The 26,550-nt window shown below is 63.1% G+C and carries 29 protein-coding genes and 1 pseudogene; 15 read left to right on the top strand and 15 right to left on the bottom strand.

The genetic code is table 11. From position 1 onward, the window contains the following. Window positions 1-82 precede the first annotated feature (82 nt). Complete coding sequence (locus FYC77_RS14045) at window positions 83-1,732, bottom strand: ABC transporter substrate-binding protein (RefSeq protein WP_149082125.1); 1,650 nt, start codon at window positions 1,730-1,732, stop codon at window positions 83-85. Window positions 1,733-2,152: 420 nt separating this feature from the next. Continuing rightward, complete coding sequence (locus FYC77_RS14040) at window positions 2,153-3,310, bottom strand: CBS domain-containing protein (protein ID WP_149082124.1); 1,158 nt, start codon at window positions 3,308-3,310, stop codon at window positions 2,153-2,155. A 98-nt stretch (window positions 3,311-3,408) separates the two neighbouring features. On the opposite strand from FYC77_RS14040, the gene FYC77_RS14035 reads away from it, so the two are divergent. The 6 genes and pseudogenes from FYC77_RS14035 (at window position 3,409) to FYC77_RS20185 (ending at window position 7,189) form a co-directional block, all read left to right on the top strand. Beyond that, window positions 3,409-3,732, top strand: coding sequence for a lycopene cyclase domain-containing protein (locus FYC77_RS14035; protein WP_149082123.1), 324 nt, complete (start codon window positions 3,409-3,411; stop codon window positions 3,730-3,732). A gap of 86 nt (window positions 3,733-3,818) precedes the next feature. Then, window positions 3,819-4,580: a CAP domain-containing protein gene (locus FYC77_RS14030; protein WP_149082122.1), complete on the top strand. Its 762-nt coding sequence runs from the start codon at window positions 3,819-3,821 to the stop codon at window positions 4,578-4,580. A gap of 241 nt (window positions 4,581-4,821) precedes the next feature. Then, window positions 4,822-5,604 (top strand): YihY/virulence factor BrkB family protein, encoded by a 783-nt coding sequence (locus FYC77_RS14025; RefSeq protein ID WP_149082121.1) that lies wholly within the window; start codon window positions 4,822-4,824, stop codon window positions 5,602-5,604. A 173-nt stretch (window positions 5,605-5,777) separates the two neighbouring features. Continuing rightward, entirely contained in the window at window positions 5,778-6,551 is a 774-nt protein-coding gene (locus FYC77_RS14020; protein WP_149082120.1) for a hypothetical protein, read from the top strand. A 217-nt stretch (window positions 6,552-6,768) separates the two neighbouring features. After that, window positions 6,769-7,017: pseudogene (locus FYC77_RS14015) on the top strand (zinc-binding dehydrogenase); the annotation flags it as partial. 19 nt (window positions 7,018-7,036) lie between these two features. Then, window positions 7,037-7,189, top strand: coding sequence for a hypothetical protein (locus tag FYC77_RS20185; protein ID WP_162354537.1), 153 nt, complete (start codon window positions 7,037-7,039; stop codon window positions 7,187-7,189). Between the two features lie 124 nt (window positions 7,190-7,313). On the opposite strand, the gene FYC77_RS14010 is transcribed toward FYC77_RS20185, so the two are convergent. Next, window positions 7,314-8,927, bottom strand: coding sequence for a GTPBP1 family GTP-binding protein (locus tag FYC77_RS14010; RefSeq protein ID WP_149082119.1), 1,614 nt, complete (start codon window positions 8,925-8,927; stop codon window positions 7,314-7,316). A gap of 179 nt (window positions 8,928-9,106) precedes the next feature. Here FYC77_RS14010 and FYC77_RS20510 point away from each other — a divergent pair, with 179 nt between their 5' ends. Further along, window positions 9,107-9,283 carry a hypothetical protein gene (locus tag FYC77_RS20510; protein ID WP_202911842.1) on the top strand — a complete coding sequence of 59 codons (177 nt, stop codon included), beginning with the start codon at window positions 9,107-9,109 and terminating at the stop codon, window positions 9,281-9,283. Between the two features lie 98 nt (window positions 9,284-9,381). Here the strand turns inward: FYC77_RS20510 and pyrF are convergent, their stop codons facing one another. From pyrF to FYC77_RS13995, 3 genes are all read right to left on the bottom strand, one after another. After that, window positions 9,382-10,182, bottom strand: a complete 801-nt coding sequence (pyrF, locus tag FYC77_RS14005; protein WP_149082118.1) for an orotidine-5'-phosphate decarboxylase — start codon at window positions 10,180-10,182, stop codon at window positions 9,382-9,384. Window positions 10,183-10,263: 81 nt separating this feature from the next. Beyond that, window positions 10,264-10,941: a nitrous oxide reductase accessory protein NosL gene (locus FYC77_RS14000; RefSeq protein WP_149082117.1), complete on the bottom strand. Its 678-nt coding sequence runs from the start codon at window positions 10,939-10,941 to the stop codon at window positions 10,264-10,266. 359 nt (window positions 10,942-11,300) lie between these two features. After that, window positions 11,301-11,726, bottom strand: a complete 426-nt coding sequence (locus FYC77_RS13995) for a VOC family protein (protein ID WP_149082116.1) — start codon at window positions 11,724-11,726, stop codon at window positions 11,301-11,303. Between the two features lie 124 nt (window positions 11,727-11,850). Between FYC77_RS13995 and FYC77_RS13990 the strand changes: the two genes are divergently transcribed. From FYC77_RS13990 to FYC77_RS13980, 3 genes are all read left to right on the top strand, one after another. Beyond that, window positions 11,851-12,219: a methylglyoxal synthase gene (locus FYC77_RS13990; RefSeq protein ID WP_149082115.1), complete on the top strand. Its 369-nt coding sequence runs from the start codon at window positions 11,851-11,853 to the stop codon at window positions 12,217-12,219. A gap of 262 nt (window positions 12,220-12,481) precedes the next feature. Next, entirely contained in the window at window positions 12,482-14,281 is a 1,800-nt protein-coding gene (locus FYC77_RS13985) for a cation:proton antiporter (protein WP_238386954.1), read from the top strand. Beyond that, window positions 14,274-15,974 carry a cation:proton antiporter gene (locus FYC77_RS13980; RefSeq protein ID WP_149082114.1) on the top strand — a complete coding sequence of 567 codons (1,701 nt, stop codon included), beginning with the start codon at window positions 14,274-14,276 and terminating at the stop codon, window positions 15,972-15,974. Before FYC77_RS13985 ends, FYC77_RS13980 begins: the two co-directional genes overlap by 8 nt. Before the next feature lie 90 nt (window positions 15,975-16,064). On the opposite strand, the gene FYC77_RS13975 is transcribed toward FYC77_RS13980, so the two are convergent. The 3 genes from FYC77_RS13975 to FYC77_RS13965 all read right to left on the bottom strand — a co-directional run bounded on the left by FYC77_RS13975 (window position 16,065) and on the right by FYC77_RS13965 (window position 19,789). Then, window positions 16,065-16,259, bottom strand: coding sequence for a hypothetical protein (locus tag FYC77_RS13975; RefSeq protein ID WP_149082170.1), 195 nt, complete (start codon window positions 16,257-16,259; stop codon window positions 16,065-16,067). Window positions 16,260-16,350: 91 nt separating this feature from the next. Next, entirely contained in the window at window positions 16,351-18,042 is a 1,692-nt protein-coding gene (locus FYC77_RS13970; protein ID WP_149082113.1) for a cation:proton antiporter, read from the bottom strand. Then, window positions 18,035-19,789: a cation:proton antiporter gene (locus FYC77_RS13965; RefSeq protein WP_149082112.1), complete on the bottom strand. Its 1,755-nt coding sequence runs from the start codon at window positions 19,787-19,789 to the stop codon at window positions 18,035-18,037. The genes FYC77_RS13970 and FYC77_RS13965 overlap by 8 nt, the downstream gene beginning before the upstream one ends. 83 nt (window positions 19,790-19,872) lie before the next feature. Between FYC77_RS13965 and FYC77_RS13960 the strand changes: the two genes are divergently transcribed. Further along, the gene (locus tag FYC77_RS13960) at window positions 19,873-20,052 is read left to right on the top strand and encodes a hypothetical protein (RefSeq protein WP_149082111.1); all 180 of its coding nucleotides are present in this window, start codon (window positions 19,873-19,875) and stop codon (window positions 20,050-20,052) included. Window positions 20,053-20,083: 31 nt separating this feature from the next. After that, the gene (locus FYC77_RS13955; protein WP_149082110.1) at window positions 20,084-20,749 is read left to right on the top strand and encodes an HAD family hydrolase; all 666 of its coding nucleotides are present in this window, start codon (window positions 20,084-20,086) and stop codon (window positions 20,747-20,749) included. Between the two features lie 31 nt (window positions 20,750-20,780). On the opposite strand, the gene FYC77_RS13950 is transcribed toward FYC77_RS13955, so the two are convergent. The 5 genes from FYC77_RS13950 to FYC77_RS13930 all read right to left on the bottom strand — a co-directional run bounded on the left by FYC77_RS13950 (window position 20,781) and on the right by FYC77_RS13930 (window position 23,746). Next, window positions 20,781-21,257: a hypothetical protein gene (locus FYC77_RS13950; RefSeq protein WP_149082109.1), complete on the bottom strand. Its 477-nt coding sequence runs from the start codon at window positions 21,255-21,257 to the stop codon at window positions 20,781-20,783. Between the two features lie 25 nt (window positions 21,258-21,282). Then, the gene (locus tag FYC77_RS13945) at window positions 21,283-21,741 is read right to left on the bottom strand and encodes a DUF2240 family protein (protein WP_149082108.1); all 459 of its coding nucleotides are present in this window, start codon (window positions 21,739-21,741) and stop codon (window positions 21,283-21,285) included. 46 nt (window positions 21,742-21,787) lie between these two features. After that, the gene (locus FYC77_RS13940; protein ID WP_149082107.1) at window positions 21,788-22,426 is read right to left on the bottom strand and encodes a ribonuclease H family protein; all 639 of its coding nucleotides are present in this window, start codon (window positions 22,424-22,426) and stop codon (window positions 21,788-21,790) included. 313 nt (window positions 22,427-22,739) lie between these two features. Further along, window positions 22,740-23,201, bottom strand: coding sequence for a universal stress protein (locus tag FYC77_RS13935; protein ID WP_149082106.1), 462 nt, complete (start codon window positions 23,199-23,201; stop codon window positions 22,740-22,742). A 119-nt stretch (window positions 23,202-23,320) separates the two neighbouring features. Beyond that, entirely contained in the window at window positions 23,321-23,746 is a 426-nt protein-coding gene (locus FYC77_RS13930) for a universal stress protein (protein WP_149082105.1), read from the bottom strand. 162 nt (window positions 23,747-23,908) lie between these two features. Here FYC77_RS13930 and FYC77_RS13925 point away from each other — a divergent pair, with 162 nt between their 5' ends. Together FYC77_RS13925 and FYC77_RS13920 are read left to right on the top strand one after the other, a co-directional pair. Beyond that, complete coding sequence (locus FYC77_RS13925) at window positions 23,909-24,160, top strand: hypothetical protein (RefSeq protein ID WP_149082104.1); 252 nt, start codon at window positions 23,909-23,911, stop codon at window positions 24,158-24,160. Window positions 24,161-24,436: 276 nt separating this feature from the next. Next, window positions 24,437-24,928: a universal stress protein gene (locus tag FYC77_RS13920; protein ID WP_149082103.1), complete on the top strand. Its 492-nt coding sequence runs from the start codon at window positions 24,437-24,439 to the stop codon at window positions 24,926-24,928. Window positions 24,929-25,127: 199 nt separating this feature from the next. Here the strand turns inward: FYC77_RS13920 and FYC77_RS13915 are convergent, their stop codons facing one another. Further along, window positions 25,128-25,547 carry a universal stress protein gene (locus tag FYC77_RS13915; protein WP_149082169.1) on the bottom strand — a complete coding sequence of 140 codons (420 nt, stop codon included), beginning with the start codon at window positions 25,545-25,547 and terminating at the stop codon, window positions 25,128-25,130. A 185-nt stretch (window positions 25,548-25,732) separates the two neighbouring features. Here FYC77_RS13915 and FYC77_RS13910 point away from each other — a divergent pair. After that, window positions 25,733-26,550: IS701 family transposase (locus FYC77_RS13910; RefSeq protein WP_149082102.1), on the top strand; the 818-nt coding region annotated here is incomplete at its 3' end.

Raw genomic sequence — 26,550 nt, 5'->3', positions numbered from 1 at the left:
TACCCATAGACCGTATCGAGTGAATCGAGGGCCTGATAATCACGCTTTCGTTTCACCGGAAGACAGGCCGCGAGACCTGTCGTTACCGCTCCATTTCCCAGATGTAGACGGTCTCGTCTTCGCGTGGGTCCCACTGGATGTCATCTCTGACACCGTAGATGCTCTCCTGGGTGTGGAGGAAGACGAACGGGGCCTTCTCGTGGGCGAGCTGGTTGACCTCCTCGAGTTGCACTCGTCGCTCGTCGGGATCCTCGATCTGCTGGCTCTCGAGAATTGCGTCGCTGAGTTCTTCGTCGTGGAACGTCCGGTTCGGGTTGTCAGGGATCGTAAAGAAGCCCTGGACACCGTAGTCAGTGTCGCCGGTGATAGTCCCCCAACCGATCAGGTAGAACGGTATCTCCCAGGTATCGCCATACTCGTCGGGCTCGACGCCAGCCTGGTTCGCGTCCGAGACGACGCCGAAGTCGACGATGTTTGCCTCGCAGTCGACGTTGTCGAGTTGGTTGATCTGGTCTGCGACCGTCTCACCGACGTCGGCGTCGTTGAGATATCGACCGGACGGTGCGACGAGTTCGATCTCCACACCACCGTAGCCGCTCTCCTCGACGAGGCTCTCGGCCGTCCCGATGTCCTGTTCGTAGGGTTCGATACTGTCGTTGAAACCGTTGATTCCGGGTGCAACTGGCTGCCCTCGGGGCTCGCCGAACCCGCTGAGGATCGTATTGACGATCTCCTCGTTGTCGACGGCGTAGTTCATCGCCTGCCGGAACTCCTGGCTGTCGAACGGTTCGACCGTGTTTTTCATCGGGCAGAAGATATTCCGGAAGCTCGTCACCTGCCGTACCTCGACTCCGTCGGCGTTCTGGACGGTCGTCACGTCCTCCGGCAGGATGTTGATCGTGAGATCCGTCTCTTCCGTCTCGAGTGAGGCCACCCGACCACTGGATTCGCCATCGGCGTTGAACCTGACCGTCTCGAACGGTGGCTCGTCGCCCCAGTAATCGTCGAACCGCTCGAGGACGATCTCTTCGCCCGAGGTGAAGTCGACGACCTCGTACGGGCCGGTCCCGTTGAAATCCTCCGGGTCGGCCCCGGAGATCGCCTCGTTTTCGGCGTCGTGGTTGTCGATTGCCCACTCCATGTTCAGCGCGCGAGCGTAGTTACCGAACTCGAACTCGGCCAGACCAGGCGCGGCTCCGTAGTGGACCTCGAGAGTCGTGTCGTCGACCGCCTCCGCGCCCTCGATCGAACCGAGACCGAAGGTCCCGATCGGGCTTGGGACGCCCATCTCCGGATCAACCGTCCGATTGATTGTCCAGGCGACGTCCTCCGCGGTCAGGTCGTCGCCGTTGTGGAAGACGACGCCGTCCCGGAGGGAAAGCTCAGTCGTCCCTTCGCCTTCCTGGATCTCCCAGTCCTCGACGACGCGCCCGAAGATTCCCTCACCGGGTTCGAAGTCGAAAAGCGGTTCGTAGATGTGGTCGTACACGTCGAAGTAGTCTCCGGTGATGTGATCGAGCGGATCGATCGTGTCCGGAAACTGCGACAGCGTGATCGTGAGTTCGTCGACGTCTCCGTTTACGTCACCGTTTCCATCGTCGTCACCGTTACCGGTACCGTTTCCGTCGTCCAAACAACCGGCGAGCGTTCCGATCCCGGTCGCCGCCCCTGCGGCACCGGTAAGTTTCAGCAGCGTTCGTCGGTCGATACTTCGTCTATTAGCACCCTTCATACCAGATGGAGAAACAAGCAGGTTTTTCATAAATGTTGCTGATGTCAGGATCGGTTACTGTGTACTTCTTTTCATCTGGAAAACTGAATGGATATTCGATCAGCAGTTCAGTATTTCCAAACAAATAATATGACCTCCAGAATCCGAGATCAATTGGACGATCGTTTCATTCTCCTCGAATGGCCGGAGCGAAACCGTCCACGTCGCAGTTCATCGACTCTTCGATCACACCCTCCGGTGGCGTTCGCCACCTGAATTCGTGTGTGCCAGATGAGTCACTTCTGACATCGGCTCCCGTCACGAAATGAACCGCCAGCGGCGTCGGCAGCCACCTGGGTTGGATACGGATGAGAACGACCGAGCAATCGTTCCCGCTCGTTAGCAGACCGATATTCCGAACAAACGACGGGGGCGAGGGCGCTACAGTTCGTTCAGTTTTCGGAGTAACTGGCCGCGGTACTCCTGGTCGCTCGTCACGCCCTTGACCTCCAAGACGTTTCGCTCGAGTTTGTCGAGGGCGACACGAAAGGCGTTCTCCGCGCCGTAGCCTTCGCCGGTGCCGGCGACCTGGCCCTTGTTCGTGCGGAGGCGGATCTGGCAGTGGATCAACGGCGTCCCGCGCAGTTTCTCTTTGTGCTCTTTGAAGCGGACGTGTGCGTGCATCACCTGCATCTCGGCGTACTTGTCGGCGACCTCCGTGATGCTCTCGACGATCGACTCTCGGGATATCGTATCGAGAAGGGAGATGTTCGTAATCTGAACGTCCATGTGTTCTTCTTCCGTAAACGTCAGCGCGCGCAGGACGTCGGTCTTGGTGACGACGCCAGTGACGATCCGGTCGTCGTCGTCGGGAGTGACCATCAACCCGCCGTAATCGAGTTCGAGCATCGTTTCGACGGCTTCCTCTGCGGTGGCGTCGAGCGACGTCGTCTCGACGGGGCTGTTCATGATGTCGTAGACCGGGACGTCGAGCATCCGTTCGTTGTCGCCAACTCGGTCCCCGGTGGTCATCCGGTCGTTCTCGCGGATGACGAAATCGGCGATGTCGTGGGTCGTCACGACGCCGGTGAGATATCCGTTCTCGTTCTGGACCGGGATGCGAGAGATGCCGTGTTCACGAAGCCTGTTGATCGCCTTCCCGATTCCGTCGTCCTCTGCGATCGTGACCGGCTCCGCCGAGTAGACGTCTTCGACCGTGAGTGCGTTGAGGTTCTCGAGAACCGCCTCGAGGACGGCATCGCTGCTGATCACGCCCCAGAGTTCGCCGTCCTCGAAGACGGGTGCCATCTTCGCGTTGCTCTCGATCAACACTCGAGCGGTTTCTCGGACATCTTCGTCGCGGCTGACACGCGGGGCCGGTGCGCTTCGACTCGGCTTGATCAGGGCAGCCACCTTCGCGTCGTCTTCGACGTGAGACTGCAGCACCTCCCGCTCGCTGATGACGCCCTCGTACTCCCCGTCGTCAGCGACGATAATTCCCTTCGGGTTGCCGTTCTCGAAGGTCGAACGGACCTTCCCCATGCGCGTTCCAACGTCGACTTCGATGTACTCCTGCGTGGCGATATCAGCGATATTCATCGTTACGAGAGGATATACTGCTGCAGGGCTTTTGAAGATACTGCCTGTTCCCGTCGCCCGGAGGAAGTTTCTTGTCTTCGAACCGAAACGTACGACGTATGAGACCCGACATCAGCGTTCTCGGTCGGTACACCTATCTCGCCACCGAACTGTTCTGGGGAACCGTCGCGTTCGTCCTGCTCAGGCGAGCGGGCGCGCTGCGGAAAGCCGCCGTCACGATCCTCGTCCTCTATCCGATCGCGTACGTCTGGGATCGGTACACCCTCGCCGTCGGCGTCTTCGACATCACGCTCCGAACCGGCATCGACGTCGCCGGCATTCCACTCGAGGAACACCTGTTTATGGCTGTCGTCCCGGGGCTAGTCATCGGCATCCACGAGACGATATTCGGTAATGACGCCGCTGACGCCGCGGGCGGATAGAGCCCGGACCGGCTCCGACCTACCCGAGTTTCAGCGACTGCAACGCACCCGGATCATCTTGGGTACTGGTGGTGTCCCGGCGAACGATGGACCGCCGACCTGCGAGCGAACGGGTGGGGGACGCCGACGACTCGAGCGATCGTGTCATCCTCCGTGCGATCGTTCGACTGGTTCTCGCCGTCGCCGTCCTCTCGGCGCTCGTCTTTGGGATCGTCACGTTCGCGCCGTCGACGCTCGAGACGGTCAACGACGTCGAGTTCGTCGACGTTCGAGATCTGCCGAATCCGAGCGCCGACCCGCCGCCGGTCGACGAGCACTATCCCGACGTTACCGACCCCGACGACCCCGGAGCGTCGACGTACGAAACCGATGTCGAGCCCATCTCGTCGGCCGACGTCGAGCGATTCGTCCACGCCGAAGTGAACGACCGACGGGCCGACCACGGCCTCGAGCCCCTCGAGTGGGACGGCACCGTAGCCTCGGTCTCGCGTGCACACAGCCAGGACATGGCCGAGCGCGAGTACTTCGCACACGTCAACCCCGACGACGAAGGTCCGTTCGATCGGTTCAGCGCGGTCGACGGCTACTGTCGAGGCTACGGTGAAAACATCGCGCTCACGTGGGTCGACAGACCGGTCGAGCGGCCCGGAAACGGCGATATCGTCGAGTACCACACCGCCGAAGGGGTCGCGGAGGGGCTAGTCGACCAGTGGATGAACTCCACGTCCCATCGCGAGGCGATCCTCGAAGACCACGGCGGGCCGGGCTGGGACCGCGGCGGTGTCGGCGTCTACATCACCGACGACGGCGAAGTCTACGCGTCGCACAACTTCTGTCACGAGTACTGATAGGCTTGCTGTCCCGATATCCCGACGCAACTGCTGTCCGGATCCAGATGTGCCAGAAATAACGCACGGTAGACGGTATGAGACGACCGCTGGAGGTGGTGTGTAGGAACTCCGTGAGACTCTCGGACGGACTGTGACACTGCCACAAACCAGAAATGACGAACTCGAGAGTCGCGACGGAGCCGGCACAGCTGGTGCAAACCGATCACAACGTCAATAGGTCGGCGGTCGTAGATCCAGTATGGATCCGAAAGCGACGACCCTCGCGCTCTATCGAACCGCGAGCGACCGCGACGTTACCTACCTCGCGGCCGGCTTCGCCTACTACGCGTTCGTCTCCGTGATCCCGCTCGTGTTGCTCGCGCTCGTCGTCGGCTCGCTTCTCGGCGGGGAGCGGATCGCACAGCAGTTGATCCTCGTCGCCGGCGACTTTCTCCCCGAAGCCGGCGAGGACCTCGTTACCGACGCGCTGACGACCGAAGCTGGACGCACAGAGGCGACGGTTGTGGCGCTCGGCGTCGCCATCTGGGGTGCGCTCAAGGTGTTTCGCGGGCTCAGCCTGGCTTTCGACAGAATCTACGACGAGGTCGCCGAGGACTCGCTTCTCACCGAGATCCGAGAGGGGCTGGTCGTCATCGTCGCCGGCACAGGTGCCCTGGCGCTGATGATCGTCGTGGGGACGGTGCTCGGTATCGTCTCCGGAGCCGTTCCGTACGCGGGAGTGCTGAGCTGGGTCGTCTTGCTAGTCGGACTCGTTCTCGTGTTCCTTCCGATCTACTACGTCCTGCCGCCGATTTCGATCGACCTCGCGGAAGCAGTTCCCGGCGCACTGTTCGCCGCCGTCGGCTGGGCGATCCTGCAGGCAGGATTCCAGCTCTACGCCGCGAACGCTGGCCGGTATCAGGCGTACGGCGCTGTCGGTGGAGTGTTGTTGTTCGTCACCTGGCTCTACTTCGCCGGCATCGTCATCCTGTTCGGGGCCGTACTCAACGTCGTCCTGTCACGGCCGGCACTCGTCGAGTGAGACGGGTTGCTGTCCCACTGTCCGGTCACGTCCGCCCCACAGATCGCGGTTGGGCCGGACCTGACGGACAGTAGACCGTACGAAGAGTCGCCGACCAGTCCCGGACTAGTTCCATTTCTTACAGGTTGTGTTCGTCGAAACAATTATGCTGGCCCGGTGGGCAGACATCCACCATGACCGACGACAGATCGCACCGTTCCGACGAGGACGACGTCGAAGGGTCAGCCGGAACCTCGAGTGGCGGGCTCGAGCCCGGTGGCGGGCCACAGCGAGTCGTCTCGGAGCGAAGCGTCGACGACATCCTGGACTCGCTGGACGAGTCCGCTCCGGACAACGAGTCGGAGGACGGTTCGCGTTCGAACGAGCCCGAAGACGACTCCCCGCGGGTCGAAACGACGAGCGAGACGGACGACGACGAGAGTACCGGGCCGGAAGGGTCCGGTGTGGTGGCGTTCGACGAGGAACGCGTTCCAGAGACGATCGACGAACCCGAGCGTCGCGCCTCGAGCGACGGCCGTGGTGAAACAGTTCCCGCGAACGACGCTGGCGGTGAATCCGGTACCGACCGCGACGGCGAAACTGCCGGCGAGGATCGGACCGTGGACCACAACGCACTCGAGGCCCGGATCGCACGCGGGGACGTCACGGGTGCGGACGTCCGGGCCGCGGAAGCCGGCGAAGGCCGCGACCCCTCGCCCGAAATCGACGAGGTCGACCTCTCGCTGGACGACCTCGAGACGGCGAGTCCATCGACGAAATCGTACGCCCGGTCGACCGGCGATACCGCCCCAACCGACGGCGACGCGGCACGGATCGAGGGAGATACGGCCCAACTCGAGGACAGTGAGGCCGGAGCCGACACTTCGGCGGGGTCCGCAGACGACGAAGGGGCCAGCGACTCCACCGGCGGCGTGATCGGCCGGATCAAAGACCTCTTTTCGGGGTAGGCACAGCCGCGACAGTGGCGGTGACTCCTCGCCCCGTCGCTCGAGCGGCCCGACACCGATTCGACGGGCTGTCTCGGCGGATCGACACACGATTCTTCGTTCGGCCGGGTATCTTTTTGTTCTCGTCGCCGGAAAACTCGAGCGACGCGCGCTGCCGTCATCGAGGAACACGGCGAACCGCTCGTGACCGAAGACGTAGCGACTCCGGAGCCAGGCCGGCGTCGGTCTGTCGGCGGTCCACGTCGCGGCGGCACTCGGTGCCCGACCGATCGCCGTCGACGTCCGCCCGGAGCCACTCGAGCGGGCGCGGGAACTCGAGGCAGCCGAGACGATCGACGCAACGGCGGTCCACGACGTCGCACAGGAGATCGTCGGGGAACGCCTCTCGCTCGAGGACGTTCCCGAGACGCTGTCAGCGATGGACGAGTATCGAACCGTCGGAATACCCGTCGTCACCCAGTTCTGACTCACGTGACCATCTGCTGGTGGGACGAACCGGGGGTGTAGATCCCCAGCAGATCCAGCGGGAACAGGAGGAGACCGACGCTGAGCGAGACGCCGGCGGCGACGACACCCAGAAGGGGAGAATTCCGGAGACGATCAGCGATTCCGTGACCGCCCACTCGAGTCGGCCGTAGAAGCTGTCGGGGAGCACAGTCCCAAGGGATGTCGACTCAGCCACAATCATCGAAAGTGAACGTACGGCAGCAGTCGGACCACGGGTAGAGGAGACGAACTCTCGGCGACGTCGACGAGTCGTCGTCACTCCATCGGGTGGATGTCCGTGACCGTCCCGACGCCCTTGCTTCGACCCTCGCGGAAGACGAACTTCTGGCCCTCCTCGACGAGATACGGTCGGAACTTGAAGCGGACGGTGGCCTCGCCCGAGTCACCGGGCAGCAGACGGCCGTCCTCCGGATAGAAGGCGGCGGCCTCGCCGATCGTCTCGAGGTGGACGACGGGTTCGTAGCCGTCGCCGATCCGGGTGGGATGGTTGAGCACCATCACCTCGGCCTCGAACTCCCGTACTGGCTTGGGATCCGCATCGCGGGGGAGCAACGCCATCCCGCGTTCGATCGCGCTCTCTTTGATCCCCTTGAGCGCGATACCGACGATCCGTCCCGCCTGGGCCTCGTCGACCCGGTGGTAGTGCATCTCGATCGAGCGGACCTCGACTTCCTGGAACCGCCCGTCGGGCATCGGCCCGATCAGGAGTTCGTCGCCGGCCTCGACCTCGCCGGACATCACCGTCCCCGAGGCGACCGCCCCGACGCCGGTCACCGAGTAGCTTCGGTCGACGTACATCCGGAACTCGCCGGCGTCCTGGCCCGTCTTCGGGAGCCGATCGAACAGTTCGTCCAGCGTCTCGAGGCCGTCCATCGTGATCGCACTCGTCTCGACGATCGGGACGACGCGCTCGCCGACCTCCTCGATCGCGGCGTCGACGCCGTGGCGGGCGACCCGCAGCGGCGACTTCTCGACCTCGCGAAGGAGCCGCTCGACCTCGCGTTCGACCTCCTCGACGCGTTCCTCGCTAACCGCGTCGGTTTTCGTGATCGCGACGATCGTCGGGAGATCGGTCGCGAGCAACACGCCGAGGTGTTCCCGGGTCGTCCGGGTCGGGCCGTCGTCGGCGGCGACCACGAGGAGCCCGTAGTCGAGTTTCTGCCCGACCAGTCCGCGGATCGTGGTCCGAAGCCACGGCTCGTGACCGACCGTGTCGACGAACGAGACCAGCCGATCGGCGTTCTCGACGACCTCCGCGCGGTCGGCTTTGCGGTTCGGATTTCGAACGCGGACGGGGCCGTCCTCGTCGAATCCGTAGACGGCGTAGGAGAGGTCCGCCGACAGCCCCCGTTCGACCTCGTGGGGCTGGACGTCGAGGTACGAACGGGTCGCACCGTCGCCGTCGTCGGGCGTGCCGGTCACGAGCGAGCCGACGAGCGTGCTCTTGCCGTGGTCGACGTGACCAGCCGTCCCGACGACGACGTGCTCGTCGTCCGTCTCGAGAACGCCGCCTTCGCGGATCGTGGCGACGCCGACGAGCCCCTCGTTTCGGCCGTCGCCAACGCCCCACGTCTGGACGTTCTCGATGTGTGCGTCGGCCTCCTCGGCGAGCAACGAGAGGACGTCCATCGTCTCGGAGAAGGTGTCGGGATCGACGCCGGCGAGCCCGCCGTCGTCGGTGACGCCCACGACGTAGGTGGCCTCGCCGTCTCCCGAGAGAATGCGGTGTCTGAGCTGGGCGGCCAGACTCTCCCGACGCCCACCCTCGAGGTGGACGTCTCGTGACAACCGTTCTTTGAATTCGACGCTGCCACCGTCCTGTTCGCCACGGTCCAGGGCTCGCTCGAGGAGAGCCCGGTCACGGCTCATACCCACCGGTAGAGAGCCACACGGCAAAAGCCTTCTCGTCACGTGCTGACAAACGTCACGGTTAACAGCCTCGAACCCCTCCAACAGTGTCGTCTTCCGACCTGGGGGCTCGGGCCCGCTGGCCGGGTCGAGACGAGTTCCGGGCCCGGTTTCAAGGCGCTCGAGCGCCTACCGGGCGTATGAGCGTCAGCGGTCTCTGTCAGATCTGTGAGTCTCGCCCGGCCCAGGAGCGGTGTGACAACTGCGGGACGTTGGCGTGTGAACAACACTACGAGCGAGGGCTGGGGTTGTGCGCCGACTGTGCCGCCCAGGCCGATCCCGGTCGGCAGGAAGACGTGGACATCCACCGGTTTTGAGGCAGACTGCTATCGTTGGTACCGGTGCGAACAGGGGCAAGCCGTGAGTACGCCGGGGGCGACGAGTCGTACACCGGAACCAGCGGACGGCGGTCGCTCTACTCGCGGTACTGGTTCAACCGCTCTTTGAGCCGTCGTGCCGCCTGACCGCTGGCCTGGGCGAACTGTTCACCCTGATTCTCGCCGGCGAAGATGATCCCCCGCGAGGAGTTGACCAGCCCGACGCCGTCGGCCAGCCCGTACTCGATGGCGGCCTCGGCGTCGCCGCCCTGGGCCCCGATACCGGGAACGAGGAAGGGAATGTCGGGAACGATCTCGCGGACCTCCTCGAGTTCGTCGGGCGTGGTCGCGCCGACGACGAGACCGACGTTGTCGTTCTCGTTCCACAGGTCCGCGAGCGCGGCAATACGTTCGTAGACGGGTTCGCCGCTCTCGAGTTCGAGGTCCTGGAGGTCCTCGCCGCCGGGGTTGGAGGTTCGACAGAGGACGAAGATACCGGCCTCCTCGTTCGACAGGAACGGCTGGAGGGAGTCCCGGCCCATGTAGGGATTGACCGTGATCGCGTCGACGGTCTCGAGGATCTTCGCGTACTGTCTGGTCGTGTTGCCGATGTCCGCCCGCTTGGCGTCGAGCAAGACGGGGACGCCCTTGCCGTGGGCGTAGGCGACCGTCTCCTCTAAGGCTCGCCAGCCGTCGGGGTCCTCGTAGAAGGCCGCGTTGGGTTTGAAGACGGCGGCGTGTTCGTGAGTCGCGTCGATGATCCGGCGGTTGAAGGCCCACCGCGGGAGATCGTGCTCCGCCAGGTGGTCGGGAATCCGCGACTGATCGGGATCGAGGCCGACGCTGACGACGCTGTCGACCGTCCGAATCCGGTCGTGAAGCCGGTCGAAGAAGTTCATACTCGCGACTGTCGCCCCAGAGGTCGAAAAAGTTACTATCCGACCGAGGGGAAAAGATGGGAGATATTCGACCGACCCGTCTCAGTGATCGTGACCCTCGTCGTCCGATTCCTCGAAGAATCGCCCGCGGTAGTACTCGGCGAGTTCTCTGTCGAACGACTCGAACTCGAGGATGTCGTCCTCGTCGTACTCGTCGTACTCGTCGACGAACGACTCGGCGTCGCTGCGGTCGGCGAACGGCGTCGGGTTCCGCATCATGATGTCGTCGACGTGGTCCGGATCGGTCACACGGACGAAAACCGCTTCGGAGGCGTCGAGGAGTTCCCCCGTCTCATATCCGGTAACCCAGACGTTCGCCACGTCCTCGTTCGGCCCGCCGAACTCCTCCGGAGCGGCGTAGTACGCGGCCATACACCCCGCAGAACAGAAGAATTCTCGATGGCCGTCCTCGTGAACTAGCTGGGCGTTCCAGTCCGGATGTTCTCGAGCGACCATGCTGCAGACAGCGCACTCCCTGTCGTCGGGGAACGCGGCTGCCACTTCGATGTCTTTCTCGTCTCCAGCGTCCTCGTCAGTACCTTCCGTCTCGCCTCCGTCGGATTCCGACGCGGGTCCGTCGTCCGACTCGCCTCCGTCACCAGGTGCGTCGTCTTCACCCGTCTGGTCGCCCAGACAGCCCGCAACGCCGACTACCGTTCCCGTGCCGATTACACCGAGTACGCGACGCCGGCCATACCTGGAAGTTGAGTCGTCTTCCATATCGCTACGAACGAGCCAGGGTTGTAAACGCTATTTGGTACTTCCGTCGAATGCGTTCGATAGACGAACCAAAGATCGACTTTCGTTACCGAAGCTTGCCGATACGAGACGTTCTTAAATCTGAGTGATATGTCCACCAACAATCACACTGGGTCCAGAACACTTCCTCCGATCCAGACGATATGCTGCCGGGCGTCCTTGATACGGATTGGTGTCGCGGTTTACCGGTGATCGCAGACCGGCGTGCGATCGACCGGAAATCAGTCATCGCAGACCGTATGAGTCGATGCGAGCGTCCGCTTCCCGAGCGACTGTGTCCGGTCCGGGTGAAAATCCGACTGTCTGAACCCGAATCCCTATCAGAACTCGAGGAACTCGACGAGGTTTCCCTCCGGATCGCGGACGAACAAGATGGTGCTCCCGGTCTCGGTGGTCTGTGGTTCGCTGATCGTCGCCACGTCATCCGGAAGCCCCTCGTAGAACGCGTCGACGTCGTCGACTTCGAGTCCAACGTGGCTCGCACCGGGCTGGTTGAGCCCCGCGGACGCCGACGCTCGCGCCTGTGGGTCGTACTCGACGAGTTCGATCCGAACGCCCTCACCATCGAGGTGGACGAACTCGGCGCTTGCGTCCTCGACGCCGACCGCACTCGAGAACGCCTCGCCAGAGACGGCGAACCTGTCGGCGACCGAGAGGCCGAGGACGTCCCGGTAGAACGAGAGCGTCTCCTCGAGGTCGTTGACGGTGATGCCGACGTGGTGTGTGCTGCAGTTCGGATCGGACATACTCCCGACTCGGGAGAGCGGACAGGTAAAAGGCGAGGATCCGTCGACGTCGCGGGGATCTGCGATCGGAGCGATTCGTGCCACGATGGCCACCATTATTTCACCAGCGTGCCAACCCGACGGTATGACCCGCGTCGCGCTCATCGCCCACGACGAGAAGAAGCCGGATCTCATCGAGTTCGCCCGAGAGAACGAGGACCAACTCCTCGAGTACGAACTGATCGCGACAGGGACGACCGGGAAGCGACTGATGGAAGAGACCGACCTCGAGGTCGAGCGCAAGGAGTCGGGGCCGCTCGGGGGCGACCTGATGATCGGTGCGGAAGTCGCCGAGAATCGGCTGGACGGGATCGTCTTCCTCCGCGATCCGCTTCGCGCCCAGCCACACGAGCCCGATATTTCGGCGCTGTTGCGCATCTGTGACGTCCACGACACCGCGCTGGCGACGAACCTGGCGTCTGCGGAGTTTCTCATCGAGGGGCTCGCCGACTGATACGGTTTACTGTCCGTCAGTACCGCCGCGTGCGGGACCCGTTCTCCGGGAGCGGCGGGACACAGGGACAGCAATCCGTACGAGCCGGATTACCGTAACCGATTTTCGGGGTCGATTACGAGGACGTCACTGGTCGTCGCGGAACTGACTTACAGCAGTTCGTACAAGCGGGTACAACGCTCGGGCCAGGACTCGGAGCCGTGGGAGGAGAAGACAATGCATAAAGGCGAGATATCCAAAGAACGGCGTACCTCGATTCTCGATGAGTGAGATCGCTCTCGCCGCCGATTTCGCGATTATCGTCGTCGTCGCGACGATCATCGGGCTGATCGCCCGTCAGACGGGCCAGCCGACGATCATCGCGTACATTCTGACGGGAATCATCCTCGGCCCGGTCGCCTTCGACGTCGTCACCGACGAGGGGTTAGTCGAGCTGATGGCCGATCTCGGCTTCGCGTTCCTGTTGTTCCTGCTCGGCCTGAAGATGCGTTTCGAGGACATCCGCGAGATCCTCCCATCCGTCACGAACGTCGCGTTCGGCCAGACGGTCCTGCAGACGGCGCTCGCGTTTCTGGTTGCGGTAGCGCTCGGATTCGAAACCCAGGAGATCCTCGTCATCGCACTCGCGACCGTCTTCGGCGCGACGCCGATCATCGTCAAGATCCTCACCGACAAAGACGAGATCACCAGCCTCCCTGGCAAGATCGACGTCGGCGTCCTCATCGTCCAGGACATCTACCTCGTGATCGTCCTCGCGCTGTTTACCGCCGACGAACTCGGCGGCGCAGCCGACATCGCGTCGACGCTCGGCGTCATCCTCGTCATGATGTCCTTTATCGGCATCTTCTCGCTGTTCTCCTCGCGATACATCTTGCCCGGACTGTTCCGGCGCATCGCGGACAACAAGGACGTGTTCCTCATCGTCGCCATCGCCTGGGCGTTCCTGTTCGTCGCGGTCGCGGAAGGCGCAAACCTCGATCCGAAAGTCGGCGCGTTCCTCGCCGGCATCAGCCTCGCCCAGCTCCCCTACAGCAAGGAACTCGAGGACCGGATCACGCCGATCACCGACTTCTTCATCCTCGTCTTCTTCGCCACCATCGGCCTCCAGATCGACGGCCTCTCGAGCCTGCTGGCCTACTGGTGGCAGGCGATCGTCGCCTCGATCGTCCTGATGGTCGGCAACTTCTGGATCATGTTCTATCTCATCGACCGGGAAGGGTTCGACGTCGAAACCTCGTTTCTCGGCTCGATCAACATGGTCCAGGTCAGCGAGTTCTCGCTGATCGTCGGCGCGCTCGCGATCGACCAGGAGCTGATCGGGCCCGACGTGCTCGGCTACCTGAGCCTGATGGCGCTGTTGACGATGGGCGTCTCGACCTATATCATCGCCTACAACCACGCGATCTACGAACGCCTCGAGCCGTGGTTCCGTCGGTTCGAGTCCGACGACACGACGGACGCCGAGATCGGCACGTACGAGGACCACGCGATCGCCATCGGCTACGACGAGATCACCGAGTCGGCGCTCCCGATGCTCGAGCGAAAGTACGGCGAGGTGGTCGTCATCGATCGACAGACCGATCACGTCGAGAAACTCGAGCGAGAGGGGCGATACGAGTACGTCTTCGGCGACTTCCGCCACACAGAAGTCCGCAAGGAAGCGAACCTGAAAGGGGCCGCGTTCGTGTTGAGCTCGAGCGTCGAGCGGGAGGTCAACGAGGCGTTGCTCGAGGAGGTCGCCGAGGACGCGACGGTGTTCGTCGAGGCGGAGCGGATAACCGACGCGCGTGCCCTCTACGACCGCGGTGCGACGTACGTCATCATGAGCACCCATCTCGCAGCCGAGAAGATAAGCGAGTACGTCGAACTGTACGTCACCGATCGGGAGGCGTTCGACGAGGCGGTCGATCGCGACGCAAACGGGATCGAAGCACGTCGACGTCGTGCGACGCTCGGGTCCGATGACCACGGCGGAGCCGACGACGCGGAGGCGGGGGACGGATCGGACGTCGCCACCGACGTCGGTAGCGACGAGACACCTGGAGGGGAGACTCATGACTGAACAGCTCGTAATCACGCTCGCGGTCGTCTTCGTCACCGCCGGACTCCTGTCGCTGGTTGCGAATCACTTCGGACTCTCTCCGATTCCGTTTTACATCATCGCCGGGTTGATCGCCGGCACGTTCGAATCGGTGACCCAGGCGGAGATCATCGTCCTCGCCCAGTGGGGGATCGCGTTTCTCGTCTTCGTCTTCGCGATCCGGATCGACTTCGGGGACCTCGAGTCGGTGTTGCGCGACGCAGAGATCGCGGCGGTGACACAGCTGATCGTCGTCGCTCCGATCGCGCTCGGGATCGGCTATCTGTTTGCCGTCTCCCTCGGCGTGTCCGATCCCCTCCGAAATGCGGTCTACTTCACCACGGCCGTCGTCTTGAGTTCGTCGCTGGTCGGCGGCGTCGTCCTCGGCTCGGAAATTCGGGACAACCTCGTTCACGGGCGACTGGCCTCGTCGATTCATTTCTTCGACGACCTGGTTGCGATCGGCCTCCTGTTGATCCTCAGCACCGAAGTCGTCACGGCCGACGCAATCGCTGCACAGATCGGCTACGGTGTCCTGTTCGTGGTCGCGGGCCTGCTGATCTACCGCCACGGGTTCCCGATACTCGTCCGACTCTCGGAGGGCGACGGTGAACTCGTGCTGGTCGGAAGCATCTCGATTCTCATCGCGTTCATCGCTGGCGCGGAGTTCGTCGGCCTCTCGATCGTCGTGGGGGCGTTCGCGGCCGGCGTCGCCATCCGAAGCGACGGCACACAGTCGCTCGAGGTTCGAAACGGTATCGACGCGATCACGGACTTCTTCGTCGCTATCTTCTTCGTGACCGTCGGGGCGCTAGTCGCGATCCCCTCGATCGAGGTTCTCGTGATGGCGAGTACGCTCGCGGTCCTCGTCCTCGTGATGAATCCGATCGTTCACGTCCTCTCGTTCGTCTACGAAGGGTACGACGCTCGGACGGCGTTTCTCGCCGGCTCGAGTTTGAATCAGGTCAGCGAGTTCGCGCTCATCATCGCCATCCAGGCGTTGCTGATGGGAACGATCGCCGACGCGGTGTTCGATGCGATTATCCTCGCGGCGGCCGCGACGATGGTGTTGACCTTTCTCGGCCGCCGGGTCGAGGATACGGTGTACGAATACGTCGTCGCCAGGATATTCCGTCGGCGGCGAACGCGAAAGGTCGACGACCGGAGTAACGTCTCCGATCTCGCCGACCACGTCGTGGTCGTCGGTTACGGCCGGATCGGTCGCCGAATCGTCGAGACGCTCGAGGAACTCGGCCAGCCCTATGTCGTCATCGAGAACGATCCCGTGCTGTGGGACGAGCTCAACGCCGAGTGTCGAAACTACGTCCTCGGCGACGCGCTTGCCGTCTACCCGTGGGAGAAAGCCCAGCTCGCGGACGCGACGCTCGTCTGCTCGACCGTCGACCACCGTCCGCTCTCCGAGACGGTTCTCGACCTCGAGACCGACGCCGACGTCTTGCTCCGGGCCGAATCGGCCGACGAAGCCGGCGAGTTGCTCGAGGCAGGTGCGACCCACGTCGCCGTCCCGAACGTTCTCGCGGGTGAACAGCTCGTCTCGACCGTCGAAGAACTCGCCGCTGGCGAGACGGACGCGAAGACGCTCGAACGAGAACAGTTCGACTACTTCGACGCGCTCGAGCGCTACGGGTTCGCGAGCCGCGACGAGCGGATCTGAGCTACGCACCGACGCCGACAGCCGTTGGGCCGTCGACGTCTACCGCGGTATAGCCACCCTGTCGACGACTCTTCTCGTCGAGTCGAACAGCTACACTGGACCGCCGAAGTACTCGTGGACGATCAACACGAGCACCAACCCGACGACGAAAAGCGGAATACTGACCGCTGTCGAGACCGCGATCGCGTCGGCCAGTCCCAGTGCACCGATCACGAGCAGCCCGACTCCGACAGCGTAAATAAGCAGATTCCGCCCGACCTGAAGCACCCGCCTGGCTTCGAACACGTCGACCGATACCCGCGGCGACGGCAAAGAGGTGCCGGTCCGGCTCGAGGAGGCGGTCGATTGCACTGGCAAATTGGTACACCGGCTCGTCTCAGCCGAAGTGAAGCGGTGCGTAATCGGCCCGTCGCTCGATCTCGGCCTGCTGAAGCTCCCGCAGCTCGTCGCGGCTCAGATCACCGTCGAGCAGCTCTTCGATCTGCTGAACCAGTTGCTGTCCCGCGAGCAGGTCGGGATGACTGACGTACAGCGCGCCCTCGTCGAGCAGTTCGAGGGCGGTTTCCTGATCCCCCGCTCGCAGCGTCACGTCGGCCGAGAAATCGAGCGAGAGAATACGACGCGAGACAGCCCGGGAGTCGACCGTCGAGAGGACGAGTGTCGCGTCCGCGACGTTCGCCTTCTCCCAGGTGTAGGTCTCCATCGCGTCACCGACGACGGCGGCCTCGCACTCGCTCGTGACGGCGTCCCTGCGGGCGGGATCGTTCTCGATGACGACGTACGGCTGATCGAGTTCTTCGCAGGTTTCGACGAGTTTCGTTCCCTGTCTCCCGTAGCCGACGATAACGACGTGGTCGGCGATCTCCTCGGGGACGTCGCTCCACTCGTCGATCCGATCGTGTTTCCCATCGATCACACCACTGTCGGAGAGCGTGCGATAGATCTCCTCGTTGTACCGGTGAGTCAGGCTCGAGGTGACCATGGTCACCGCGGCGGCGAGGATGATCGCATCGAAAATCGCCGGACTCAACGCCTCGAGTGTGAGCGCCTGGATCACGATGATCAGTGCGAACTCGCTGACCTGATCGGTGTTGAGGCTGGCGAGCGTCGCCGACCGGGCCTCGTAGCCGCGAGCGATCAGGATCGCCGTCGTGACGGCTGGCTTTACGACCGCGGTCAGGACGACCAGTCCGGCGACGAGCGCTAGCGTCTCGACGGACTCGGTCCACCCAAGTTCGACGAACGGGACGACGACGAGCGCACCGATCGTGACGAAGAAGATGGCGACGAAGAAGTCCCTGATCGACTGGATACCGTTGAACAACCCGAGGTACTCGACTGGATCGTGACGAACGGCGAGTCCGGCCGCGAACGCCCCGACGACGATCGAGATACCGGCGAACTCGGCCGCGCCGACGAACAGCGCGAGCAACGCGACGACGCCCAGAATCATGAGTTCGTCCGAATCCCCGGCGAATCGGCCGATGACGTCGAACAGGTACCTGTTGACGAGGAGGGCCCCAAGAAACAACGCCGCCCCGCCAGCCAGCGCCGGGCCGACGTACCCCGCCTCGAGCGTGCCGGCACCCAAGAGGAGTATGACGACGATGGCGATCAGGTCTTGGACGAAGTGCAGCGACTGGGATAGTCGACCGCGGACGAGATCCAGCATAATCTCCCGGTGTAACAGCGCTGTGCCGACGATCGTCGACGAGAACGCAACCGCGATACCGAGGTAGACCGCATCGGTTAGCGATACGCCGAGAGCGAGGCCGAACCCGACGCCGAGCGAGCCGACGACGATAATCTGGCCGAGCGCCGCCAGTTCGCCGTCGACGATCACGGACCGGATCGCCGCGAAGTCGATCCGTGCTCCGAACGTGAACACGAGCAAGGCGATTCCGTAGTACGCGAGCTCGAGCAGCGGATCAGGTTCGAGAACCCATCCGGCGACGAGCCCCGCGAGGACTAGCGCCGGTACCGTCGGGAGATCGAGTCGGTTGGCGACGAGCAGGAAGGGGCCGGTCACGATGAACAGTACCGAAACCGCCGTGAGCAGTTCACTCATCGAGACCACCTCCGAGCCGATCGCGGGGTACCGGGGACGGATTCGACGTCTCCAGCAGTTCCACGTCGGTGTCGATCGCTTCCACCAGAGCGTCCTCGTCCTCGAGGTACGCCCGGAGATACTCCGCGAGTCTGTCGGCTGCGAGATACGGGGTCATGATGACGCAGTGTGCACCGCTGTCGTAGAGCGTGCGCGCGTGTTCGATCCGCTTCGCCTCGACGAAGACCGTCGCGTCGTCGACGTCCCTGAGCAACGCCTCGTTCACCGCCGGATCGACCGACGACGAGAGGACGAAATCGGCCCTTTTGACGGCTGCATCCTTCCGGATCGTGGCGTTTCTGGCGTCGCCGAAGATCACGTCGTACCCCCCTTCCTCGAGCGTGTCGACGTGACTGACCGTCCGGTCGATGACGACGACGTCCTCGTATCGGTCGGCGAGCAGCGGGAGCGCGTTTTTCGTCACCTCGTCGTAGCCGACGACGACGACGTGGTCCCGGTACTCCCGTTTGCCGCCCTCGAACGCGCCGGCGCCGGTCCACCGGTTGATCGTCGGCTCGAACCGTTCGAACAGCGCGTGATTGAACTCGACGAAGTAGACCGAGACGGCCATCGTGAAGATCGCAAGGAGGGTCATGAAGCCGAGCACCTCGGCCGGGATGAACCCGCCCTCGAAGGCGACTGCGGCGACGATGATCCCGAACTCGCTGACCTGAATCATGTTGATCGAGCCGAGGAACGTCGTCTCGTGGTCGAACCCCTGCCAGTCGAGCAGGTAGAAGAATACGAGGAACTTCACCGGCATCAACACGAGCGCGGCGACGATCGCCTCCTGCCAGTGGGCGAGCAACTGCGCGGCCTGGAGGTCGAGCGCGACCGAGACGAAAAAGACCATCACGAACAGGTCGGTCAGCGGGTTGACCCGATCCTGTAACTCCTTGCTGTAGGGAAGTTGTGCGATCGCCAGGCCGGCCATGAACGCGCCCATCTCGATCGAGAGGTAGGCCTCGATGCCGAGCGGTGCGAGAAAGAGGTTGATATTGTCCGAGACGAAGACGAAGAGGAACGCCCACGAGAGGGCGACGAGGAAGAACACCTCCTTGTTGTCCGCGATGCGTCGGAAGACGACCGGCAGCACCGACTGGGACGCGGCGACGGCCGCGACGGTGATGAGCGCGACGAGGACGAGGACGACTCCGAGCGTCGTCGCGACTTCAGCGAGATCGTCCGGTCGACCGGCCGCGAGCACGGCCAGGATGATGACGACGACGACGTCCTGGACGAGCAGGACGCCAACGTCGATCTTGCCGTGCAAGGACGTGGCTTCGTCCTTGTCGTTTAACATCTTGATGACGACGGCCGTAGAACTGTACATCACCGCCAGACCGATGATAAACGACTCGAGGAGGCCAAACGGCGGTAACGCCAACGCAACTCCCATCCCGGCAGCGAAGACCGCCGCCATCTGTGGGATCGAGATCTTGACGATCGGCGAGAGGATGTGTTTGATCTCGTCGAGTCGCATCTTGATACCGAGCAGGAACAACAAGAGCGCGAGCCCGAGTTCCGAGAGCAGTTCGGTCAGTTCGCTGACTTCGACGATACCGAGGACCGCCGGACCGATCACGACACCGGCGAGGATATACGCGATGATCGTCGGCTGACCCGTCCGTTTGGCGACGAATCCGGCGAGCGTCGCACTCAGAATAATAATAGCGAAATCGGCAGTGAGTGCTACCTCGGTGACCATTCCGTTCGAACGAAACGAGCGCCGCGAATTAACGGTGTCGAAACCCCACGTCGCTCTCATGTCAGATTAACTGACAATTCACGATGCCCTCTGCGCACGCTCCCAGCGGAATCGGCCTTCTCGAGCGAGTCGTCGTCTCGAGTGTCCTACCGAAAGACGGCCGGGTTCGAACGGTCGTTTCGGCCGAACGCTGCGGAACGCTCGAGTGCATTCTGCGACGCTGGGGACAACGGACGGCCGCGAGCGCTGCGAAAAAGGGATAGCTTCAACCCCCTCGAGTCCTCTTCCTCTCTCATGACACGGGCGGTCGTCTTCGACCTCGACTACACGCTCGCGGTGCCCCGTCGGGACAGAGAGACGATTCTCGAGGAGGCCGTCGAGGCGGCGAACGCGCCGGCGTTGACCAGAAGCGAGTATCTCGACGCACACCGGAACAACCTCACCCAGGAGAGTCGCGAGCCGATCTTCGCGGACCTGCTCGAGCGCCACGAGAGTGAGGCAGATCCGGCCGAACTCGCCGCCGCCTACCGACAGACGATCGCGGAAGCGATCGAACCGCTTCCGGGCGTCGAACGGATGCTCGAGGAGTTGCGCACGAACTACCGGGTCGGGCTGCTCACCAACGGCCCCGTCCGGGCCCAGCGGGACAAACTCGCGACGCTCGGCTGGGAGCGGGTGTTCGACGCCGCACTCGTCACGGGGGAACTCGAGGCCGGCAAACCCGACCGGCGTGCGTTCGAGGCGATCACCGACGAACTCGGCGTCGAGCCGGCCGAGGCGGTGTACGTCGGCGACGAGGTCGACGCCGACGTCGCCGGTGCGACGGGTGCCGGAATGCGGGCGATTCAGGTCCTCCTCGCGGACGGTCCCGATCCCGATCCGCGGGCTGTCGCCCACGTCGAGCAGTCCGTCATCGCCAACTCCCTCCCGAACGTACTCGAGGACCTCGAGTGGACCTAACACACCGATTCGGTCGTCGTACCGCGGCCCGCTACTCAGTCGACTGGACCCGCGCGACGACCGACTGTACCACGTTCGTCGCGCGTTTGACCGCGGCACCGCTTTCGACGAAGACGAGCGTCCGCGGCGGCTCGGTCGCCTTCGGCCGCACTCGTAGGTCGCCTTCTTCGGCCGTCTGCGCGGCGATGTCCTGGCCGACCGCGAACTCGAGGCGCGCCCGGTTTTCGTGAACGAAGACGCGTGCGATCCGCACGGTTTCGTCGCTTTCGCCGTCGCCATCGTCACCACTGGCGTCGTCACCCACGTCGACGTCATCCTCGGGCGTCGTTGCCTCGTCGCGGGACAGCACCGAGACGTCGTAGGCGCGTGCCCCGTCGGCCGTCGGCTCGACGTCTCTGTCGGCGTCAGTGACGGCGATGCGCTCGAGTCCGCCGTCCTCGCGGCCCTCGAGTTCCGACGCGAGGAGCTGGGCGATTCGTTTGCCGTCGGTGATCCGTTCCTCGACCATGTCGGTCGTCTCGGTCGGCCAGGGACTAACCAGCTTCGTCTGCCGTCAGCGCGGACTTCGCGATCGGGACTAGTTCGGCGACGTCGATCCCCTCTCGACGCGCGTAGATCACGGCCGCCGCTTCGATCGTCACGCCCAGTTCGCCCTGTAAGGAGTTGATCGCACCGACGGCCTCGTGTTTTTCCATCCCTTCCGCGACCAGCGCGTCGAGGACGCGTTCGAACGCCGAGCGCTCGCGGAGCAGATCCTCGTCGGGGACGAACTCCTCCGGGACGGTGACCTCGGACGGATCGAACGTGGCGACGAGTTCGTCGTCCGCGTGCTCGAGTAGCCCCTCACGGGTCGCGACGTCGATCAGTCGCTTGGCCTGATCGGGCGAGAACCAGCCCCGATCGAGCGAGAGCGAGACGACGAACTCACTCTCCTTGAGGCGTGACGTGCCGTTCTGGCGAAACGGTGTAGCGACCGCGACGCGAAGGCTCATCGAAGACGACTCTCTCTACGGGCGAGAAAACGGTGACGGTTCCGCGTCAATCCGACGCGCGTCCGCCGGTGCCGTTTCGGTCGGCACGGGACGGCGGCGGAAACTCGTGTACGGTGGATTTCGGCGGTTCCGGGAGGATGCAGCGATCGGGTTCGTTGTTGACGTGTTCGTACTGGTGTGGAGCGTTCGCGAGCGGGTGAGCGGGGTTTTGATCGCTGTCGATTTGTGCAGCACGAACTGCGCCGAACCCGTTGAGTCGTGCCTGAATGCCCCGCCAGTGATAGCCGGTCGCGGACGGGACCGAGAGCGGGCGCGGTGGCTTCCCGTCTGGATGGTTCGCCGCCAACATGGTGCTGTTGACGTTGCTGGCGAGGGTGTCGTGGTCGACGAGGACACCGACGGTCGCGTCTCGAGGCGCTCGTGCGGCGAGAACGTCGAGACCAAGGTGTAACGCCCGGTACTCGGCGACGTTGTTGTCGGGGGGAGTATCCGCCGTTGCGATCCGTGCGACGCGGGTTCCGTCCCGAGTCTCGATTACGGCACCCAGTCCACCACCGGATTTCCGGAACGACCCGTCGGTCGCGACGTAGAAGTCTCGATGATGGGTCCGCGGCGGATGGGCGATGTGGGGTGTGGGCGACTCGTCGAACAGGTCCCGCAGTGCGGACCGGCCGTGAGCGGCCATGTTCCCGAATAAGACGTTGCACCACTTAACTATTCTGTCTGCGTTAACATTCATCACACACGGTACCCTCCTCCGAATTTGGAGGGAGTCTCGAGAGCGAGCCAACCGAACGCCGTCTCGAGTCCACCGGCGGGCGAGGGCCACGTCGACGACAGTCGTATGAATGAGTGATATGCGGAGTTACCACATATACGTTGCACAGAACGCACAGTGCATTTGAAAGTCAGTCACTCATACGGTCTGCTGTACCGATATACCGGCGAACCCGCAGACGGATCGCGAGTTCGGCGGTACCGACCGACAACGATCCGTATCAGTTTGTGTCTGTCGACGGGTCGGGGACGACGATGACAGGTATCGACGCAGTTCGGACGACGCGGTCCGCCGTGCTCCCGAGCAACGCCGTCGCGGTCCTCGACTGCCCGGTTCGCCCGACGACGATCAGATCGGCGCCGATCTCAGACGCGTAGTCGACGATCGTCGACGCGGGGCGCCCGCGGCGAACGGCACCGACGACGTCCGCCTGCCTTCGGTCGACCGCCTCGAGGACGTCTTCGACGAGTTCGTTCTTCGCATCTTCCAGGTCGGCGACGAGGCCGGAGTCGAATCGCAGGGGATCGTCCGTCGTGTCGACGACTGCGAGGACGTAAACGGTCGCATCGATGTCGGCCCCGAGGCCGAGCGCTCGCTCGAGGGCGGCGTCGGCGGCGTCGCTTCCGTCCGTCGCGACGAGGATCGAACGCACGGGTTCGCCTGCATGCTCGGTCGGAACCATCTGATACTCGTACGTCACCGTACGAATGGATGGCGGTTAACAGTTCGGACCTCTCGAGGAGATGGTCGCTCCCCTCGAGAACACCCTCGAATCGACATCCTCGAGTCCGGCGGCGAATCTCACCGAACGACGAGGACAGGAACTCCGGATCGGCGGACGACCTTCTCCGCGACGCTTCCGAGGAGGGCACGCGAGACCCCGTCCCGTCCGTGGCTGCCGATGACGATCGCGTCGAAATCCTCGGTCTCGGCGACTCGGACGATTTCGCGATCCGCGGTCCCGGACGTGAGTTCGGTCCGGATCTCGTGGCCGTGGTCGGCCGCCAGCACCGCCGCGTCGTCGAGCAGTGATCGTCCCCGCTCTTTCGCTTCGTCCCCTCCGGGGACCCGATCCTCCGACGCCTCGAACACCGCCCAGTAGCCTTCGGGTGCCGGGATGACGTACTGTGCGGTCACGTCGGAATCCGGAAACGTCTCGAGTGCGTACTCGAGGGCCTGTTTCGATGGCTCCGATCCGTCGTAGGGAACGAGGAGTCGATCGCTCATGACCGGGCGTACGTCGACGAACGACATAAGGGTATCAGCGGTGTGACGAGCGAGACGGGTGGCTCTGGACGAGGTCGCCGTCATCCCGCCTCGACGTTCCTGATCACCAGGAACTGTCGAAAGAGTTCCGGTGATCGAAACCCTCCTCTAGAGGTGAGTGGTATGGTCAGCTACTACGACAAGATCCTCGCCGGAATCGCGGTGAGCCTCGTCGGCGGGATACTCCTCGGTACGTTCACCGCGGTGACGCTCAACACGGGAATCTTGCTCGGAGCGCTCGCCGCGAGCGGGTTCGTCTATCACGCGATGTTCGAAAACCCGCCGCTTCCGACATCGGACCCGAGGGTCGCGGCGACGGTGATCGTCTGGCACGCCGTGGTGTTCGTCATCGCGCTGTCCGTGTTCCTCGAGTAGTCCGGACCGAGAGCCAACGGGCGATACCCCCGTTCGCGACGAGGAGTGAGACGGATTGCCGTACCGTTGTACCGTTGAAACCGCAGACGGATCGCGGGTACACCAGCACTGATGGGCAGGAAACCGAACCAGAGGTGTGCCGGCGGCGGTCATCGCGTCCCTGCGCCGAACGAGAGACGGCCACGATAGCCGGAGCCGATCCCTCGGCTGGCGACGATACTCCCTATCGGCAGTTCACCCCTCGACGTTATTGACCGGCGGATGGAACGAATACGCATGACGTTCGTCGTTCCGTTCGACGGGTCGAAACTCGCCGACACATCCCTCGTGAGAGCTGTTGAGTTCGCTACTGCGCTCGAGGAAGACGTGACGGCCGTCACGGTCGTCCCGGAGCGAAAGCGCTACGCGCGTGAGAAGGGGTGGATCGAGGAGGGAGAACCGTACGACGTCGAGGAGGTTATCGAGACGCTTCGGACCCGGGTAAACAGCCTCGCCCCGACGGCCACGTTCGATTGCGAGCGAATCCGCGAATTTCCCCCGGAAGCCCAGATCGCCGAACGAATCGAGCGGCTGGTGCGAGACCACGATCCGAGCGTCGTCTTTCTCGGGAGCGAAAACGTGGGTCGTGTCGTAACGCCGCTGACCAGCGTCGGCGTCCACGTCGCAGGCGATAGATCGTACGACGTCTACGTCGTTCGCCAGCCTCATCCGGTCGCGATCGACGCAATCGAACCACACGCCGACTTCTACTCGGGCGAGGCCCCGTAGCTCGTCATGGGCGGTGATCTTCGGACAGGTCACCGTAGATCGACTCTAGGGACTATCGTCGCGTCCTTCTGGAGAACATTCGAAAGTTCACGTCGTTGAAGTCGCTGTCCGTCACCACCGGCGTGGCCGGCCGTCAGTCCGGCGTGACCGTACTGCGGGGAGAACGCAGTCACACCGAAAACCGAGACAACGATCCGTATCAGACGGTCAGAACCGGTTGGGCCGCCGTTCGAAGGATCCGCTCGGCCACACTTCCGATTTTGCCCGGGCGGGAGTGACTTTGACCTTGGAAGCCGATCACGATCAGGTCGGCGTTGTACTCGGCCGCCTTCTCACGAGCTTGCTCCCAGGGACGGCCGTGACACACGTCCCACGTACACTGGATCCCGCGCTCGTCGGCGCGCTCGTGTATCTCCTGAAGCATTTCGGCGCCCGAATCCTCGAGTCGATCCAAAACGAGTTCAGTGCTGCTCAGGGCGGGTTCCCCGTAGCGGTGGGTTTCGACGCAGTACATCGCGTGGACGGACGCGTCGTATCGGTTTGCGAGTTCGAACGCGTGTTCGACAGCCCTGTTCGCCGAATCGCTTCCGTCGGTCGGGACAAGTATCGTCTCGTACATCGTTCCGACAGTATCCACACGGACCGCGTCCAAATAGTTCACACCCGCGTCGCCTGCGCCAGTTCGCCGGGACTGGGGTACGTCAGTGCCGGCCCACCGGTGACCGCCCTGTTGAACCCCTAGCAGTACTTCCGGGGTTTAGTTCCAGCAGCTGTTTTTCGGCGTAGAACACGTCTATTGACAGAATGAAAGAGACGAAACGTGCTCAGGCGGAAGGGCTACAGTTTCTCAGCAATTACTGTTCAGCATTCACGACTCGGTTAGACGGATCATCATGGCCAAAATACGACCGAACGTGGCAGAACGCAGCTCGGTACTTCCGGGGCGCAACAGGCCCCGGAAGTCCGATAGCCACCGATATCGCTGACAAAATGCAGGTAGATCAAGAACGTCTCGAACGATTTGTCCGTGAAAGCCCTTGGGAGCACGAGAACGTCGAAAAGAAGCTTCGGGAACGCGTTCCCGAAGCGACCCAGGGCCGCCAAGCCGCAGTGGTCATTGACGGTATGGGTATTCCGAAATCCGGTGAAGACAGCGTTGGTGTTGCTCGACAGTGGTGTGGGGCGACTGGAAAAGTCGACAACTGCCAAGTTACTGTTAACTGCACGCTCGCCAGACCTGGCGAGCGGCAGAACGCTGATCAACTCACGTGGCCACTGGGAATGCGTCTGTACCTCCCGAAAAAGTGGGCTGGAGCAGATGACGCAGAATACGACGATCAACAGCACCGAGAACTCTTCGCTCAGCGCCGAGAAGACGCGAACATTCCCGACGATATCGAACATCGGACAAAACTCGAGATTGCAGCTGGGCTCGTTGAACACGTCGTCTCGGCCGATATCGAGCACGGTTGTGTCGTTGCTGATCAGAACTACGGCAAGTCTCGGAGTTTCCGACAGAAACTCCGAGGACTTGACGAGCCGTACATCATGGACGTCTCTCCGTCATCGTTTTCTTTCGTTTCCGAGGAAACTGAACTGCTGCGTCCGGAAGACTCTCCCCA

The sequence above is a fragment of the Natrialba swarupiae genome, assembly GCF_008245225.1.
GTDB lineage: Archaea > Halobacteriota > Halobacteria > Halobacteriales > Natrialbaceae > Natrarchaeobius > Natrarchaeobius swarupiae.
This window is presented reverse-complemented; position numbering and strand designations above follow the sequence as displayed.